Raw genomic sequence first — 17278 nt, 5'->3', positions numbered from 1 at the left:
TGGCTGCAGCCCGTCAATATGAAGGGAGAGATCCGATGTGTTGGTTCCCGTTCCTGTGAGGTCGCTCAGCCCCAGACCACCGCGGCCAGCCAGGCGGCCGTGACCAGCAGGCAGGCGAACAGCTCCGTCAGGACGCGCCAGCCGCCCGACCGCATGACCGTCCCCACCGCGGCCTTCGCCGGGCCGTGCCCGCCCAGCCGCGGCCGCTCGTAGAGATAGACCCCGCCGAGGAAGCCCGCGACCGCGCCGACCACCGGCAGCAGAACGAAACCGAGCAGTGCCCCGACCCCGGCGTACACGCCCATGCGGGGAGTGGCGCCGGCCTCCCGGAGCCGTCGGGGCGGCAGCCCCCAGCGGATCGCCTGGGCCAACACCAGGACCACGGTCGCGCCCACCAGTACGCCCCAGGTGAGGGCCCGTGGGTCGGCCAGGGCCCACCACAGGACCGCGGCCCATACCAGCCACGACCCCGGCACACCGGGCACCAGTACTCCGCACAGGCCGAGCACGATCACCACGCCGACCAGCAGGAGTTCCCACGCTCCCATCTGCCCAGGGTGACTGAGCGGGCGCGAAGGCGCAGGTCAGTCTCGGGCCACCCAGCCCTTCTCGTAGGCGTGCCAGCCCAGCTGGAGCCGGGTCGTGACGCCCGCCAGCTCCATCAGCCGCTTCACCCGGCGCTGTACGGTCCTGAGGCCCAGGTCGAGCTGTTTGGCGACGCTCGCGTCGGTCAGCCCGGCCAGCAGCAGGGAGAGGATCTCCAGGTCGGTGACGTCGGGGCCGTCCGGCTCCTGCTCCATGACGCCCCGGCTGCCGAGCCGCAGCGGCAGCGCGTCCCGCCACACCGACTCGAACAGGCCCGACAGCAGCTCCAGCAGCCCGCTGGCGTGCACGACGAGGGCGGCGGGCTCCGCGGTGTGCGAGGTGAGCGGCACCATCGCGAGCGTCCGGTCGGCGATCACCAGCTTGGTCGGCACCTTGTCGACGACCCGTACCTGCTCGTCGCGGCTGAGCGCGGCGGACAGCTCGGTGAGGCCGGTGGGCTGGTCGAGGACGGCGCGTTCGAGCACCACGCGGTAGCCGACGCCCCGTCCCGCGGCCTGTTCCTCCGCGTCATTGTCCATCCCGGAGACCACCATCGGGTTCCCGGTGACCAGCGCGCACACCTCCGTGGCCGCGCCGAGCTGGAGCTGGAGGAACCGCTGGGTGACCGCCGCCGCTCCGATCACCACCTCCACCAGGTCGTGCACGGCGGGTTCGGCGGCCTGGGCGCGGTACTCCTCGGCGAGCAGGGCGGCCGCCAGTTCCGCCTTCTCCAGCTCGTGCCGCTGCTGGGTGAGCAGTGCGCCGAGGGCGACGCCGGGCGGCGCCGCGACCCAGCGTCCCGGGCGGCCCGAGGACTGGGCCGCGAGACCGTGCCGCTCCAGTCGGCGCAGGGCACGCTCGGTGTCGTGCTCGCCGAGCGTGAGCCGCCGCGCGAGGTCGGGCACGTCGGCGGCGCCCACGGACACCAGTGCCCGGTACGCCGACTCGTGCGTCTCGTCCAGACCTATCGCTCCCAGCATGCGGCGATGCCCTCCCCAAATCCCGTTCCGGCCGTGACCTGGCGGAAATCGGCCACGGCGCAAACCCGCCTCGGCACATCATCGCCGTGGCACCCGTAACTCTGCCAAGCTCACGGCACCGCGGCAGCAACAGCCGCCCGTAATGCCCGGCTTGGGCCGGACCGGCCTGCGCGGACGCGGGCGGAGTGATCTTGGGAGTGGCGCCTTGGGGAGCGCGACAGCGCGCGTCACAGGGGAACCTCAGGGAAGCAGGTCACACTCAGGGCACCGCCGGGCGGTTCTCCCGTGGGGGGTGGAATCGTCCGGCGGCTTCGACGCGACGTCCGACGTTTCTTCAACCCTCCGCACTCGTACGGCCGTTCGCTACGTCACCCGACGCGTCGTTCGACTATCAGTCCTATGGCCGGATTTTCTGGATGCCCCGTTTTCATCCGGCTCTCGCGGTGGACAATTAGGGGCATGAGCCAGCAGGGGGAGAGGCCTACCGGTCACGAGGACGACTGGTGGGGGCAGCTGTACGACGACTCCACCGGGGACACGGGGCCCACGCCCGCGGCCGATTCCCTCGACGACCGCTTCGCGTCGGCCGCGGGGACGGTGGAATCGGGGTCCGCGCCTCGGGCCGCGCCGCCCGAGCGGGACCGGTCTCCCGTCGTCCCGGAGCAACGGGGCGGCGGCGCCACCCCGCGCGGCGAGGAACCGGGCCGCCGCCTCGCCCCCGGCTGGGACCGCGAGCCCCGGTCCGACCCACCCGACAGCTTCCTCGACCCGGCCCGGCCCGCCGAGAACCTGCCCCCGTCGACGAGCGCGGACGCCGGCTCCTCGCGGAGTGGCGGGGACCTTGGCGTCTCGGGAGGCAGGGAGGACTCCGAGCCCGCTCGCGATGGCGGGGACCCGGGCCTTTCGTGGGGCGGCGGGTACTCGGGTCCCTCGGGGAGCGGGGAGGATCCCGGCCCCTCGTCGGCCGACGCGGAGCCCGGCCCTTGGTGGAGCAGCGAGGCCACAGGCTTCTCTCGGAGTGGTGTGGACCCTGGCTCCTCGGGGGGTGGCGAAGAGCCCCCGACTCCCTGGGAACCCCCGCCGGCCGAACCGCCGTCCCCCGCGGCCTTCCCGCCGGGACCGACGCCGCCCGGGTTCCACGCCGAGTCGCTCCGCGGCCGTACGTCCAAGGAATCGCCCGGCGCGGCGGTGCCACCGCGCCCCACCGCGCCGCCGGATCCCGCCCGGCCCGGCACAGCCGCCCCCGTGGACGCCCTCCCCGCCCCGCCGCCCCCCGAGCCGGTCCTCACCGTCCCCCACCAGCCACCCCCCGTCGACCACGTCGGCTCGGGCCCGCCCACCTACGACGCCGAGCCCACCGCCCTCCCGCGCGCCGACCCGGACGACCTCGACGACCTGGTCGCCGACACCGTCCTGGACGGGGCGCGCTACGGGGCGAGCACCCTGCGCGCGGCCTCCGTGCGCGGCGACTCCGCGCGCTTCAGGGGCGAGCCCCGCCGGGACTCCCTGCTCACCGCCCGCTTCGGAGCGGGCGAGCACGCGCTGGTGCTGGTGGCGATGGCGACCGGCGCCCGGGCGACCCCCGGCGCGCACCGGGCGGCTGCCGAGGCGTGCCGGTGGATCGGGCGCGCCGTGGGCCGCAGCCACGCGCGGTTGGCCGAGGACATAAGGGCGGCCCGTCGCGGCGACCTGAAGTCGGGCCTGCACCGGCTCACCGACCGCAGCCTCGGCAAGCTGCGCGCGAGCGCCGCCGAACAGGGCATCGAACCCGAGGAGTACACCGCCGGCCTGCGCTGCCTGCTGCTCACAGGGGACCCCGAGTGCCGTACACGCGTCTTCTTCGGAGTCGGCGCCGGCGGCCTGTTCCGGCTGCGGGACGGCGAGTGGCAGGACATCGAGCCGCGGGTCGCCGAGACCACCGGCGAGGCCGTGGTCGGCTTCGGATCGTTGCCGCACGAGACCCCCGAGGGCGACCGGCTCACCATGGACCTGGGCATCACCACGCCCCCGAGCCCGTACGAACCGGCCCCCGAACCGCCCCGCGAACCCTTCCGCTTCCGCGCCTCCGTCGCCCGACCGGGTGACACGCTGCTGCTGTGCACCGGCGGCCTCGCGGAGCCCCTGCGCGGCGAACCGCAGTTCTGCGAGCACCTGACGGCGCGGTGGTCGGCGGGCGAGCCGCCCGGCCTCGCCGCGTTTCTCGCCGACACCCAGGTACGGGTCAAGGGATACGCCGACGACCGGACCGCCGCGGCCGTTTGGGAGGCGTAACGGCGCACCGTGTGAATTCATGGACCCAAAGGATGACCAAGGGACTCGCGGGATCCATGGATCACAAAGGGGTGCGTGCAGCATGGCCAAGCAGAACGTCGCCGAGCAGTTCGTCGACATCCTCGTCCGTGCGGGCGTCAAGCGCCTGTACGGCGTCGTCGGCGACAGTCTCAATCCGGTGGTGGACGCGATCCGGCGCAACGCGGCGATCGACTGGATCCACGTCCGGCACGAGGAGACGGCTGCCTTCGCCGCGGGCGCCGAGGCCCAGATCACCGGCAAACTCGCCGCCTGCGCCGGCTCCTGCGGCCCCGGCAACCTCCACCTCATCAACGGTCTGTACGACGCCCACCGCTCCATGGCCCCGGTCCTCGCCCTCGCCTCGCACATCCCCTCCAGCGAGATCGGCCTCGGCTACTTCCAGGAGACCCACCCGGACCAGCTCTTCCGCGAGTGCAGTCACTACAACGAGATGATCTCCAACCCGAAGCAGATGCCGAGGCTGCTGCAGACCGCCATCCAGCACGCGGTGGGCCAGTCGGGCGTCAGCGTCGTCTCCCTCCCGGGCGACATCGCCTCCGAGCCCGCCCCGGACAAGGCCCTCGAGACCGCCCTCGTCACCTCCCGGCCCACCGTCCGCCCCGGCGACACCGAGATCGACAAGCTCGTCGCGATGATCGACGAGGCCGACAAGGTCACGCTCTTCTGCGGCAGCGGCACGGCGGGCGCGCACGCCGAGGTCATGGAGTTCGCGGAGAAGGTCAAGTCCCCGGTCGGACACGCGCTGCGGGGCAAGGAGTGGATCCAGTACGACAACCCGTACGACGTCGGTATGAGCGGTCTGCTCGGCTACGGCGCCGCCTACGAGGCCACTCAGGAGTGCGACCTGCTGATCCTGCTCGGCACCGACTTCCCGTACAACGCCTTCCTCCCGGACGACGTCAAGATCGCCCAGGTCGACGTCCGGCCCGAGCGCCTGGGCCGCCGCTCCAAGCTGGACCTGGCGGTGTGGGGCGATGTGAAGGAGACCCTGCGCTGTCTGACGCCCCGGGTGAAGCCCAAGGCGAACCGCCGCTTCCTCGACAAGATGCTGAAGAAGCACGCGGACGCGCTCGAGGGTGTCGTCAAGGCGTACACGCGCAAGGTCGAGAAGCACGTTCCGATCCACCCCGAGTACGTGGCCTCCGTTCTCGACGAACTCGCCGACGAGGACGCGGTGTTCACGGTCGACACCGGGATGTGCAATGTGTGGGCGGCCCGCTACATCTCGCCCAACGGTCGCCGCCGGGTCATCGGTTCGTTCTCGCACGGCTCGATGGCGAACGCACTGCCGATGGCGATCGGGGCCCAGTTCACCGACCGGGGCCGGCAGGTCGTCTCGATGTCCGGAGACGGCGGGTTCGCCATGCTGATGGGCGACTTCCTCACCCTCGTCCAGTACGACCTGCCGGTGAAGGTCGTTCTCTTCAACAACTCCGCCCTGAGCATGGTCGAGTTGGAGATGCTGGTCGCCGGGCTGCCGTCGTACGGGACCACGAACAAGAACCCCGACTTCGGGGCCGTCGCGCGTGCGTGCGGGGCGTACGGCGTGCGCGTCGAGAAGCCCAAGGACCTCACCGGCGCCTTGAAGGCCGCCTTCAAGCACAAGGGCCCGGCTCTCGTCGACATCGTCACCGACCCCAACGCCCTGTCCATCCCGCCGAAGATCAGCGCGGAGATGGTGACCGGGTTCGCCCTGTCGGCGTCGAAGATGGTCCTGGACGGGGGCGTCGGCCGAATGGTTCAGATGGCCCGCTCCAACCTGCGCAACGTGCCGCGTCCCTGACCGACTCCCCGTCGAGTACGGCCATAGCCGCAGCCGAGAGTCGGTAGACGGACCGAGCGCTCGCGGTCAACACGTCGCCAGGGAGGGGAGGCGCCGGGTGGCGCGGGCCCGCCGGGTGCGCCGTCGCCGTGCGCGGGGGCGCACCGGCTCACCTCCCCCTCGCGGACCCGGCCAGGGCGGATGCGTCGGCCGTACCGTGCGCCTCGAGCAGGCGTCGAGCAGGCGTCGGGCAGGGCAAGCGGGCCTTTTCACGGGACGGGTCACCGTCGCGCGAGCCGGCCCCGGAGGGTCCTGGCGTACGGCCTGTGGCGCCCCACAGGCCACCGTTTTGGCGCGACGCCGTGCTTCCGCTCGGGAATGGCTGGTGGTTGACCATTCGACATGACTGCCGCGTCGCCGATGGGGCATGGATTCCCGTGAACATGTTCGATCAGGAGGGGAACCCGACATCGGCATGCAGGCGGGGGTCATGAAGAGGCAGGTACGAGGGGGCGGTCCCGTGGCCATCGGGGCCTCCTCGGCACAGGCAGTGGAGGAAGAAGCGACCGACGGAGCGAGGGACCCGGCCGCCGCGCAGCTCAGGCGGCGGCTGGCCAGGGCCGATCTAAGGGCGGTGCCAGAGGCCCGCAAAGCACTGAGGGAACTCTTACGGCACTGGGGGAAGCCGGAGAAGTCCGAGATAGCCGAGTTGCTGACCAGCGAACTCGTCACCAATGCCCTCATCCACACCGACCACGACGCGGTCCTGACGGCCACCGTCGGACCCGGCGGACTCCGCGTGGAGGTACGGGACTTCGTGGGACGCAGGCCCAGGCTGCGGGTACCGATCGCCGACGACGGTACGCACGGCAGAGGCCTCGTCCTCGTCCAGTCCCTCGCGGACGCCTGGGGGGTACGCCCGCACGGCGTGGGCAAGTCGGTCTGGTTCGAACTGGACGGCGGCGCGGTGTAGTCACCGCGCCGCCGTAGTTCCTGTCCGGGGTCCGGCCGTTCAACGGCCGGACCACCCCGGTGTCTCAGCCGAACTGCTGCTCCAGGTCCTTGAGCTTGCGCTCCAGGGAGTCGAGTCGCGGCAGGGCCATCGTGTCGTCCTCCGCGGTGAGATCGACCGTGATCGGGTCACCACTCTTGCGGACGGGCTGTAGGGAGGGCCGTGAGCGTACGGGCAGCTCCGGCGCTATGGCAGGCTCCGCGGTGGCCTGCGCGGGAGCACGCTCCACGGTCGTCTCCAGCTGCTGCCGGCCACCACCACCGCCACCACGGCCGGGCAGGCCCCGGTGACCGCGGCTGAGCGCCTTGAGGTGCGCCCGCTCGACCCGCTCCTCGTTCCGTCGGCGCAGGCGGTTCTGCTCCTTCTGGCGCTTGTCCTCGCGGACCTCCTCCACCGCCTCGTCCAGGGTGCGGACGTTCTCCAGGAGCATCAGCGACCAGGCGCTGTACGTCTCACGGGGCGCGCGCAGCCAGCGGACGATACGGATCTGCGGCAGCGGACGCGGGACCAGGCCCTGCTCACGCAGCGCGGCACGGCGGGTCTGCTTCAGCGCCCGGTCGAACAGCACGGCGGCCGACAGGGACATGCCCGCGAAGAACTGGGGAGCGCCCGAGTGGTCCACACCCCGGGGAGCGTGCACCCAGTTGAACCAGGCGGCGGCACCGGCGAAGGTCCACACGAGTATCCGGGAGCCGAGCGCCGCGTCACCGTGGCTGGCCTCGCGCACTGCGAGGACGGAGCAGAACATGGCCGCGCCGTCCAGACCGAACGGGACGAGGTACTCCCAGCCGTCGGTGAGTCCGAGGTTCTGCTGGCCGAAGCCCACGAGGCCGTGGAAGGAGAGCGCCGCGGCGACCGCGGCACAGCAGAACAGCAGCACATAGGAGGCCGTGCCGTAGACGGCTTCCTTACGCCTGCGACGCTCCTCGCTGCGCTCCCACGAGTCGTCGTTGTTGCTGCTCGCGTTCTCCCCGGACCGCTTGCTGCGCGCGAGCACCGCCACCGCTGCCAGCAGTCCCAGGAGCAAAACGGCGCCCGGAAGCAGCCAGTTCAGCGATATGTCGGTCAATCTCATCTGGGGTCCCTTGCATTGGGATAGGGCGTAACGCCCGCCATATTGGCCCACGCCCGTCGACCCTCAGGGGGTTTCGGGGCAAGAGGCCGCCAAGAGAGTGCAAGGGGATGCGCAGGGCGACATTCTGCTCGAACTGCCGCGCGAGGGACGGGAGCTGAGTGCGAATAAGATTACCCGTACGGATGGTTCTACGGAAAGTTCCTGCGACAAGTGAGGAAGTTGTGAAGTGCCTGTCATCTGTCGGGCACCCGTCGGGAGTCTCAATCGGAGTTGATCTTAGGGCACCAGGGGGCCCGTCCGTGCGGCGGGGTCGGCGCTCAATCCGTCGCGGTGGCCGTCAACTTGGCGATGCGGTCCGTGTCGCAGGTGCGCGGGCAGTTGACGCAGGTGTCCTCGGGACGCAGGGTGTAGAAGAAGCAGCAGCTCGCCCGGTCGCGGGTGGGCAGGGACTCCCCGTTCGGGCCGCTCAGTTCACGGAACGCGGCAGAGCCGACGTACGGCCGGGTGGCCCCCGGCAGCAGCAGCTCCAGCTCGCGCAGTGCGCGCCGCTCCTCGCCGAGCAGCTCGGCGACGTACCAGAGACCCTCGACGACCTCGTCGGTCGCCATGCCCCACAGGGCCCGGCCGCGGCGCCGCATGCGCGGGCCGAGGCCGCCGAGGACCGGCTCCAGGTGTTCGGCCGCCGCCGTTCGCACCTCGGCCCGCAGCGCCTCCTCGTCCGGGACGACCCGGGCGCCGGGCAGCAGGGCCGCCGGGTCGCCCGGCAGACAGGCGAATTCCTCGACCCGGACCGCCATGCGGCCGAGCGTGCGCTGAAATGTGACGCGCTCCACAGGGAGACGGGGCACCCGGCGCAGCAGGAACCACGGGACGGTGATCAGCAGACAGGCCGGCCAGGCGTACCGGTGCAGCCCGAAGCTCGCCACCACGTCCGGGCGCGCCCGCTGTCCGTAGTCCCTGATGATCTGCGCCTCGTCCCAGGCGAGGAAGGTGTCGAGGTCCGCTCCGCCCGCTGCGAGCCCGGCGGCGCCGACCCAGCCGTCGCCCTCCGGGGCCGTTTCCTCCTGCCCCAGTTCCCGCACGCTCAGCTCCGGAAAGACCTCGGTCAGCCGGGTGTACGCGTCCGTGACGGCCGAGCGGGCGGGGTGGGCGTCGGCGAGGCCCGGGGCGCCTGTGGCCGGGGCGGGAGTGGACATGCGGGTACCCCGCTTCACGATCGTTGACAGGTTAGGCTTACCTTACCCCCGATATCGGATGTTTGAACTGGGGCCATGTGCGCCTATGGTGCTTGACGGACGGGTAACAACCGCCGCAATGACCCCCAAGTACCACCAAGCCCGGAGGAGGACCCCGTGGAGCAGGCCGGTTCGCTGGGCGCGCGCGGTTCCACCGGGTCTGCGGCCCCGGACATCCGTACGGCGTCCGTCCGGGTGCCCGCACAGGCGCGGGCGGCGGACGTCGGGCGGGAGCGGGGCGTCGCCTCGGACGAGTCCCGGTCCGCCTCCGGAGCCCGTGGCGAGCACACCCACAGCGAGCCGCCCATCCCGCACCCCCACGTGGAGAGCGCGCGCCCCGTGGTCCAGCGGGCCTCGGTCCGCGGGCAGATCCTCGACGCCCTGCGCGCCGCCCTCGTCGCGGGCGAGCTCGCCCCCGGCCAGGTGTACTCGGCGCCCGTGCTCGGCGAACGCTTCGGCGTCTCCGCCACGCCCGTACGCGAGGCGATGCAGCAGCTCGCCCTCGAAGGCGCCGTCGAGGTCGTACCGAACCGGGGCTTCCGGGTCGTCCGGCGCGGGACGCGCGAGCTGGCCGAACTCGCCGAGATACGCGCCCTCCTCGAAGTCCCGGTGGTGCTGCGCCTCGCCCGCACGGTGCCCGCCGCGCGCTGGGCCGAACTGCGCCCGCTCGCCGAGGCGGCGGCACGCGCCGCGTCCGCGGGGTGCCGTGCCACCTACGCCGAGTGCGACCGCGCCTTCCACCGCGCGCTCCTCGCCCTCGCCGGCAACGACCAGCTCGTACAGTTCGCCGACGACCTGCATCGCCGCGCCCAGTGGCCCCTCGCAGGCGGCCCCGTCCCGCGCGGGCGTGCGGACCTCATGGCCGACGCCGCCGAGCACATCGCCCTCCTGGACGCCCTGACCGCCCAGGACCTCCCGGTCGTCCAGTCCCTCGTGCGAGAGCACTTCGCCGACAGCTAGGCCTGTCCGGCACGCCCCCTTCCCCCGACGGACGTCACGGCTCCGTACGTGCCGGGCAACAGGACGCGCCGACGGGAACCCTGAGGGCCCCGCACGCGTGCCCCCAGGTACCAGCAGCACACCGGGGGAGAAGAGAAGATGCCCGACCCGTCCTGGCAGGCGATGCAACAAGCTCAGCAGGCCCAGCAGATCCACCAGAACCACGTACGCCACCACCGCGCGGCACACGACACGGCCCGGGCCCACGCCCGCCATACCGGCGCACCCCACACGCACCGTCCCGTGCCGCACACCGGCGCCCGGGGCGGCGGCCTGCGCGGCCTCCTGCTCCTGATCATCATCGTCGGGGTCGTGGTCTACGTCGCCCACGACCCCGAACTCCGCACCACGGTGGGGAACTTCGCCCGCAACCTTTTGGCACACGTCCAGAGCAACTGACCCGGTCAGGCGAACGCGGGGGACCGCAGCGCCCCTTCAGGGGCGCGGGGAACTGCGAGACCAGCCACGGCGAATCCGCAGTCTCCCCGCAACCTCAAGCCGTTGCGGCAGGCGGAGTGAGTTGCCGCGCCAGCCACGTCGGCACACCCCCGAGCAACCGGAACAACCGCCCCGCCTCCGCCCGCAGTCGGGACGCCTCCGGCTCGACCTCGGCATCCGCGAGCGAGGCCAATGCCGGGGCGGTGCCCACCAAGTACCCCAACTCCTCCCGAATCCGCAAGGATTCGGCGAACCCGTGCCGCGCTTCGGTCAACTCCCCCTCCCGCAGGGCGAGTCCGGCAAGGTGCCGCCAGGTGAAGGAGAGCAGAAGCGGGTCGCCCTGGGCGACGGCGCCCGCATGGGCACGCCGGTACGCGGCCCGCGCGGCCTGCGGCGACTGGGCGAGGTTCTCGGCGAGCAGCCCGCGCCGGAAGTCGAGCAGCGCCCGCCCCGGCGCCCCCGGGGCGATCAGCGCGGCGGCCCGTCCGAGCGCGGCCCGCGCCTCGTCCGCCCGGTCGCGTACCCCGAGCAGCGTGGCCGCGTAAGCGAGCTGACCGCGCTCACAGGCCGCCGCCCCGCGCTCGTCGTCGCTCTGGGCCACCGCCTCCGCCGTCCGCAGCGCGTCCTCCGCCTCGGCCCAGCCCTGCTCGGTGTACAGGCACCGCTCGACGAGGAGCGAGGCTCTCTGCAGTGCGGGACCCGCCGTCCCGGGCTGGAGCAGTGCGGCGGCGTCGACCCAGCAGGCGCGTGAGCGCAGCCGCCATACCGCGGTCTGGAGTGGATCGTCCCCTGCGTTCGTTCCGGAACCAGACATGGCGGTATGCGCCACGTTGCCCTCCCCGAGCACGCCATTGAGCTGTTGAGTGGTGGCATCTCAGCACGGATCGCGGTACCCGGCCAAGGGGGTAGGTGAAGGATTTCACAAAGTCGTGGGACTGGTGCGGCACTTGCTGACACGCGCCGCACGCACCCGTGACCTCAGCTCATGCGCAACGCCAGGAAGAAGTCGAGCTTGTCCTCGAGGCGGGAGAGGTCCCGGCCCGTCAACTGCTCGATGCGGCCCACCCGGTAGCGCAGTGTGTTGACGTGCAGGTGGAGCCGCGTGGCGCAGCGCGTCCAGGAGCCGTCGCAGTCGAGGAACGCCTCCAGGGTGGGGATGAGTTCGGCGCGGTGGCGGCGGTCGTAGTCCCGGAGGGGGTCGAGGAGCCGCGCGGTGAAGGCGCGGCGTACGTCGTCCGGCACGAAGGGCAGCAGGAGGACGTGCGAGGCCAGCTCCTGGTGTCCGGCCGCGCAGACCCGGCCGGGGCGGGCGGCGGCGACCCTGCGCGCGTGCCGGGCCTCCTCCAGGGCACCGCGCAGCCCCTCGGCCGAGTGCACGGCGGCGCTGACGCCGAGCGTGAGCCGCCCGTCGTCGTTCAGGCCGGCCGACAGCGGGTCGCGTACGGCCTCCAGGAGGGTGTCCGCGAGGACGCCCGACTCGGAGCCGTCGTGTTCCGAGGAGACCGCCGGAAGAGGTACGAGCGCGATCGCCTCCTCACCCGTATGGGCGACGGCGATCCGGTCGGAGTGCTCGGGGCCGCTGGTGAGCGGGTCGACGAGGATCTCTTCCAGGAGCGACTGGGCGACCGGGCCGCCCTCGACGTCGCCGCCGTCCCACTCGACGCGGGCCACGACCACCTGCCAGTGCGGCGCGGCGCCGAGCCCCGGCAGCAGCACCGGCGCGGCGACGCGCAGCCGGGCCGCGATCTCCGCGGGGGCGGCCCCCGTCTGCACCAGTTCGAGGACCTCCTGCGCGAGCCGGCGCCGTACCGTGCGCGCCGCGTCCCGCCGGTCCCGCTCGACCGCGATCAGCTGGGTGACGCCCTGGAGCAGGTCGAGCCGCTCCGCGGGCCAGTCCCCGGCGTCCGCCTCGACCGCGAGCAGCCAGTCGGAGAGCACCGTCTCGCGCACATCGCGGGAGGCGGCCGCGGAGCGCCCGGAGGAGCGGATCGGGAACAGGGAGTAGGTCGTCGTGCCCACGATCACCCGGTGCGGTCCGCGCCGCCCGGTGCGCGCCGCCGCGAGGTGCTCCGCGGCCAGCTTCGCGGACACGTCGGCGGGCAGCGCGGCCCCGGCGAGCTTCGAACCGGCGATGGGGCGTCCGGTGGGGGAGAGCACCCAGGCCCGCAGGTCGAGGTCGGTGCCGAGCAGGTCCAGGACCACGTCGGGGCCACCGCCCGTCGGGCCTGACGTCATCATGCGCCGGTGCCGGTCCACCACTGCCGCGAGGTCTCCGGCGCGCTCGCCCGAGACCTGTCGTACGACATGTTCGGTGATCGTCGCGAACGCCACCGACTCGTGCACGGCGAACAGCGGCAGCCGATGCCGGACGCAGGCCAGGATGAGGTCCTCCGGGACGTCGCCGAGCTCCGCCTCACCGGCGGCCAGGGCCGCGACCCCGGCGGCCGCCAGGATCCGTACGAAGGGCTCGGAGTCCGCGGCGCCGTGCCGCCAGGCGAGGCCGGTGAGGACCAGCTCGCCGCCGGAGAGGTAGCGGCTGGGGTCCTTGAGGTCCGTGGTCATCACACCGCGTACGGTGCGGTCCAGCTCGTCCTCGCCGCCGAGCAGCCGCAGGCCCAGCGCGTCGGTGTCCAGCAGTGCGCGCAGCCGCATTCTCGTCGCCGCCGTTCTTGTCTCGAAATCTACGATGGATCTGAAGGTGAGCAATGGGCGAGCGGGTCCGCGAGCCGTACTCCCTGGTCCCAGCGTGTGCTGGATGTTTCCTGTCGTTTCCATAGGAAAACGAGGAGGTTACTGATGACCTCCGTTCATACGAATCTACAAGATGACCGCCCTGGCCAGCCAACTCCTTCATGGTTTCGGTGACTGACCCCGGTGGAGGACAGCGCGGTGTACTGACCTCACTCCACGTGAACAACTCATGAACGAGCCCGGGCCGCCGCACACGATCTGGCTTGATCAGAACGACCCACGATACGAAGAAGAGAGCCACTCATGGACTTCCTTCGCCCCGCCAGCTGGGAGGAGGCGCTCGCCGCGAAGGCCGAGCACCCCACCGCTGTGCCGATTGCGGGTGGCACCGATGTGATGGTCGAGATCAACTTCGATCACCGCCGGCCCGAGTACCTCCTCGACCTGAACCGCGTCGGCGAGCTGAGCGAGTGGGAGGTCGGCGAGGAGAGCGTGCGCCTGGGCGCCTCCGTCCCGTACACCCGGATCATGGAGAACCTGCGCGGCGAGCTTCCCGGCCTGGCCCTGGCCTCCCACACCGTGGCCTCTCCCCAGATCCGCAACCGCGGCGGCGTCGGCGGCAACCTCGGCACCGCCTCCCCGGCCGGTGACGCCCACCCCGCCCTCCTCGCGGCCGGCGCCGAGGTCGAGGCCGAGTCCGTACGCGGATCGCGGCTGATCCCGATCGACGCGTTCTACACCGGCGTGAAGCGCAACGCGCTCGCGCCCGATGAGCTGATCCGCGCCGTCCACATCAAGAAGGCCGACGGCCCCCAGCAGTACTCCAAGGTCGGTACCCGCAATGCCATGGTGATCGCGGTCTGCGCCTTCGGCCTGGCCCTGCACCCCGAGACGCGTACGGTCCGCACCGGCATCGGCTCGGCCGCGCCCACTCCGGTCCGCGCCAAGGCCGCCGAGGAGTTCCTGAACGCGGCGCTCGACGAGGGCGGCTTCTGGGACAACGGCAAGATCATCACCCCGTCGGTCGCCAAGCAGTTCGCGGACCTCTGCTCCGCCGCCTGCAACCCGATCGACGACGTCCGGGGCACCGCGAGCTACCGCCGCCACGCGGTCGGCATCATGGCCCGCCGCACCCTGACCTGGACCTGGGAGTCGTACCGCGGCGCCGCCGCCCACACGGAGGGAGTCGCGTAATGCGTGTCAATTTCACGGTCAACGGCCGTCCGCAGGAAGCAGACGACGTGTGGGAGGGCGAGTCCCTGCTGTACGTGCTGCGCGAGCGCCTGGGCCTGCCCGGCTCCAAGAACGCCTGTGAGCAGGGCGAGTGCGGTTCCTGCACGGTCCGCCTGGACGGCGTGCCGGTGTGTTCGTGTCTGGTCGCGGCCGGCCAGGTCGAGGGCCGTGAGGTCGTCACCGTCGAGGGCCTCGCGGAGTTCGCCAAACAGCGTGCGGAGCACGGCGGTTGCGCCACCGGCTCCTGCGGCACCTCGCTGGACGAGGCCAGGCGCTGGGAGTCGAAGCCCCAGGACTCCCACACCGGCGAGGGCGGAGAACTCTCCCCGATCCAGCAGGCGTTCATCGACGCCGGCGCCGTCCAGTGCGGCTTCTGCACCCCGGGTCTGCTGGTCGCCGCCGACGAGATGCTGGAGCGCAACCCCACGCCGACCGACGCGGACATCCGCGAGGCGCTCTCCGGCAACCTGTGCCGGTGCACCGGCTACGAGAAGATCATGGACGCGGTCCGCCTCGCGGCCGCCCGGCAGTCCGAGGCGGTCTGACCATGGGAACCACGGGTACACCCACCAACCTCACGCAGGGCTCCAAGACCAGGGGCGGCATCGGCGAGTCGACGCTGCGCCCGGACGGCATCCTCAAGGTCACTGGCGAGTTCGCGTACTCGTCCGACATGTGGCACGAGGACATGCTCTGGGGCCAGATCCTGCGCTCCACGGTCGCCCACGCCGAGATCGTCTCCATCGACACCGGCGAGGCCCTCGCGACGCCCGGCGTCTACGCCGTCATGACGTACGACGACCTGCCGACCGAGGTGAAGAACTACGGCCTGGAGATCCAGGACACGCCGGTCCTCGCGCACGGCAAGGTCCGCCACCACGGTGAGCCGGTGGCGATCGTCGCCGCCGACCACCCGGAGACCGCGCGCCGCGCCGCCGCCAAGATCAAGGTGGAGTACCGCGAGCTGCCGGTCATCACGGACGAGGCGTCCGCGACCGCGCCGGACGCGATCCTGATCCACGAGGGCCGCGACGACCACCACATCGGCCATGTCCCGCACCCGAACATCGTGCACCGCCAGCCGATCGTCCGCGGCAACGTCGAAGAGGCCGCCAAGAAGGCCGACTTCGTCGTCAAGGGCGAGTACACCTTCGGCATGCAGGACCAGGCGTTCCTGGGCCCGGAGTCGGGTCTCGCGGTCCCCGCCGAGGACGGTGGGGTCGACCTCTACATCGCCACCCAGTGGCTGCACTCCGACCTGCGCCAGATCGCGCCCGTCCTGGGCCTGCCCGAGGACAAGGTCCGCATGACGCTCTCGGGCGTCGGCGGCGCGTTCGGCGGGCGCGAGGACCTGTCGATGCAGATCCACGCCTGCCTGCTCGCCCTGCGCACCGGCAAGCCCGTCAAGATCGTCTACAACCGATTCGAGTCCTTCTTCGGGCACGTCCACCGCCACCCCGCGAAGCTCTACTACGAGCACGGGGCGACCAAGGAAGGCAAGCTCACCCACCTGAAGGCCCGGATCGTCCTGGACGGCGGCGCCTACGCCTCCGCCTCCCCGGCGGTCGTGGGCAACGCCTCCTCGCTGGGCGCGGGCCCGTACGTCGTCGACGACGTCGACATCGAGGCCATCGCCCTCTACACCAACAACCCGCCCTGCGGCGCCATGCGCGGCTTCGGCGCGGTCCAGGCCTGCTTCGCCTACGAGGCCCAGATGGACAAGCTCGCCGACGAGGTGGGCATGGACCGGGTGGCCTTCCGCCAGCTCAACGCGATGGAGCAGGGGACCGTCATGCCGACCGGTCAGGTCGTCGACTCGCCGGCCCCGGTCGCCGAACTCCTGCGCCGGGTCAAGGCGATGCCGATGCCGCCGGAGCAGCAGTGGCTCGCGGCCGGCGAGGCGGCCGACGTACGGCAGCTGCCGGGCGGCCTCTCCAACACCACGCACGGCGAGGGCGTCGTCCGCGGTGTCGGCTACGCGGTCGGCATCAAGAACGTCGGCTTCTCCGAGGGCTTCGACGACTACTCGACGGCCAAGGTCCGCATGGAGGTCGTCGGCGGCGAGCCGGTCGCGACCGTGCACACCGCGATGGCGGAGGTCGGCCAGGGCGGCGTCACCGTCCACGCGCAGATCGCCCGCACCGAGCTGGGCGTCGCCCAGGTGACCATCCAGCCGGCCGACACCCAGGTGGGCAGCGCCGGTTCGACGTCCGCGTCGCGGCAGACGTACGTCACCGGCGGCGCCGTCAAGAACTCCTGCGAGCTCGTCCGCGAGAAGGTCCTGGAGCTGGGCCGCCGCAAGTTCGGTACCTACCACCCCGCTTGGGCGACCGCGGAACTGCTCCTCGAGGGCGGCAAGGTCGTCACCGACGGCGGCGAGGTCCTCTCCGACCTGGTGGACGTGCTCGGCGACGAGGCCGTCGAGATCGAGGCCGAATGGCGGCACCGCCCGACCGAGGCCTTCGACCTCCGTACCGGACAGGGCTTCGGCCATGTCCAGTACACGTTCGCCGCGCACCGCGCGGTCGTCGAGGTCGACACCGAACTCGGGCTGGTCAAGGTCATCGAGCTGGCCTGCGCCCAGGACGTCGGCAAGGCGCTCAACCCGCTGTCCGTCATCGGCCAGATCCAGGGTGGCACCACCCAGGGCCTGGGCATCGCGGTCATGGAGGAGATCATCGTCGACCCCAAGACCGCGAAGGTGCGCAACCCCTCCTTCACGGACTATCTGATCCCCACGATTCTCGACACGCCGACCATCCCGGTCGACGTGCTCGAACTCGCCGACGACCACGCCCCGTACGGGCTCCGTGGCATCGGCGAGGCCCCGACCCTGTCGTCCACCCCGGCCGTCCTCGCGGCGATCCGGAACGCGACGGGTCTGGAGCTCAACAGGACGCCGGTACGCCCCGAGCACCTGACCGGCAAGTAACCCTCTGTTCGTCTCGGGCCGTC

At 71.8% G+C, this 17278-nt stretch carries 14 protein-coding genes; 8 read left to right on the top strand and 6 right to left on the bottom strand.

The genetic code is table 11. From position 1 onward, the window contains the following. Nucleotides 1-65: 65 nt before the first annotated feature. Entirely contained in the window at nt 66-548 is a 483-nt protein-coding gene (locus tag SMIR_RS06345; protein ID WP_168496944.1) for a DUF456 domain-containing protein, read from the bottom strand. A gap of 36 nt (nt 549-584) precedes the next feature. Further along, entirely contained in the window at nt 585-1565 is a 981-nt protein-coding gene (locus SMIR_RS06340) for a TrmB family transcriptional regulator (RefSeq protein ID WP_168496946.1), read from the bottom strand. Nucleotides 1566-2024: 459 nt separating this feature from the next. Here SMIR_RS06340 and SMIR_RS06335 point away from each other — a divergent pair, with 459 nt between their 5' ends. The 3 genes from SMIR_RS06335 (at nt 2025) to SMIR_RS06325 (ending at nt 6613) form a co-directional block, all read left to right on the top strand. Beyond that, nucleotides 2025-3836 carry a PP2C family serine/threonine-protein phosphatase gene (locus tag SMIR_RS06335; RefSeq protein WP_212726726.1) on the top strand — a complete coding sequence of 604 codons (1812 nt, stop codon included), beginning with the start codon at nt 2025-2027 and terminating at the stop codon, nt 3834-3836. An 82-nt stretch (nt 3837-3918) separates the two neighbouring features. After that, nucleotides 3919-5661, top strand: a complete 1743-nt coding sequence (locus SMIR_RS06330; RefSeq protein ID WP_212726725.1) for a pyruvate dehydrogenase — start codon at nt 3919-3921, stop codon at nt 5659-5661. Between the two features lie 499 nt (nt 5662-6160). Beyond that, complete coding sequence (locus SMIR_RS06325; RefSeq protein WP_389606710.1) at nt 6161-6613, top strand: ATP-binding protein; 453 nt, start codon at nt 6161-6163, stop codon at nt 6611-6613. Nucleotides 6614-6677: 64 nt separating this feature from the next. Here SMIR_RS06325 and SMIR_RS06320 read toward each other — a convergent pair whose 3' ends face one another. Both SMIR_RS06320 and SMIR_RS06315 read right to left on the bottom strand, forming a co-directional pair. Then, nucleotides 6678-7727 carry a DUF2637 domain-containing protein gene (locus SMIR_RS06320; RefSeq protein ID WP_075031095.1) on the bottom strand — a complete coding sequence of 350 codons (1050 nt, stop codon included), beginning with the start codon at nt 7725-7727 and terminating at the stop codon, nt 6678-6680. A 317-nt stretch (nt 7728-8044) separates the two neighbouring features. Then, a complete protein-coding gene (locus tag SMIR_RS06315; RefSeq protein WP_168496952.1) occupies nt 8045-8923 on the bottom strand; it encodes a (2Fe-2S)-binding protein in 879 nt (292 codons plus the stop codon). Nucleotides 8924-9079: 156 nt separating this feature from the next. Here SMIR_RS06315 and SMIR_RS06310 point away from each other — a divergent pair, with 156 nt between their 5' ends. Together SMIR_RS06310 and SMIR_RS06305 are read left to right on the top strand one after the other, a co-directional pair. Further along, nucleotides 9080-9922 (top strand): GntR family transcriptional regulator, encoded by an 843-nt coding sequence (locus tag SMIR_RS06310; protein WP_168496954.1) that lies wholly within the window; start codon nt 9080-9082, stop codon nt 9920-9922. A gap of 138 nt (nt 9923-10060) precedes the next feature. Further along, nucleotides 10061-10360: a hypothetical protein gene (locus SMIR_RS06305; RefSeq protein ID WP_168496956.1), complete on the top strand. Its 300-nt coding sequence runs from the start codon at nt 10061-10063 to the stop codon at nt 10358-10360. A gap of 94 nt (nt 10361-10454) precedes the next feature. On the opposite strand, the gene SMIR_RS06300 is transcribed toward SMIR_RS06305, so the two are convergent. Beyond that, nucleotides 10455-11228, bottom strand: coding sequence for a hypothetical protein (locus tag SMIR_RS06300; RefSeq protein ID WP_168496958.1), 774 nt, complete (start codon nt 11226-11228; stop codon nt 10455-10457). 149 nt (nt 11229-11377) lie between these two features. Further along, nucleotides 11378-13051 carry a PucR family transcriptional regulator gene (locus SMIR_RS06295; RefSeq protein ID WP_168496960.1) on the bottom strand — a complete coding sequence of 558 codons (1674 nt, stop codon included), beginning with the start codon at nt 13049-13051 and terminating at the stop codon, nt 11378-11380. Nucleotides 13052-13393: 342 nt separating this feature from the next. Between SMIR_RS06295 and SMIR_RS06290 the strand changes: the two genes are divergently transcribed. Genes SMIR_RS06290 through SMIR_RS06280 form a run of 3 tightly spaced genes read left to right on the top strand, consistent with a single transcriptional unit; the run spans nt 13394 to nt 17255 of the window. Next, nucleotides 13394-14284 (top strand): FAD binding domain-containing protein, encoded by an 891-nt coding sequence (locus SMIR_RS06290; protein WP_168496962.1) that lies wholly within the window; start codon nt 13394-13396, stop codon nt 14282-14284. Next, nucleotides 14284-14868 carry a (2Fe-2S)-binding protein gene (locus SMIR_RS06285; RefSeq protein ID WP_067375648.1) on the top strand — a complete coding sequence of 195 codons (585 nt, stop codon included), beginning with the start codon at nt 14284-14286 and terminating at the stop codon, nt 14866-14868. The genes SMIR_RS06290 and SMIR_RS06285 overlap by 1 nt, the downstream gene beginning before the upstream one ends. Before the next feature lie 2 nt (nt 14869-14870). After that, nucleotides 14871-17255, top strand: a complete 2385-nt coding sequence (locus SMIR_RS06280; RefSeq protein WP_168496964.1) for a xanthine dehydrogenase family protein molybdopterin-binding subunit — start codon at nt 14871-14873, stop codon at nt 17253-17255. The last annotated feature ends 23 nt before the right edge of the window (nt 17256-17278 follow it).

The sequence above is a fragment of the Streptomyces mirabilis genome (genome assembly GCF_018310535.1).
In the GTDB taxonomy this organism is placed as follows: Bacteria; Actinomycetota; Actinomycetes; order Streptomycetales; family Streptomycetaceae; genus Streptomyces.
This window is presented reverse-complemented; position numbering and strand designations above follow the sequence as displayed.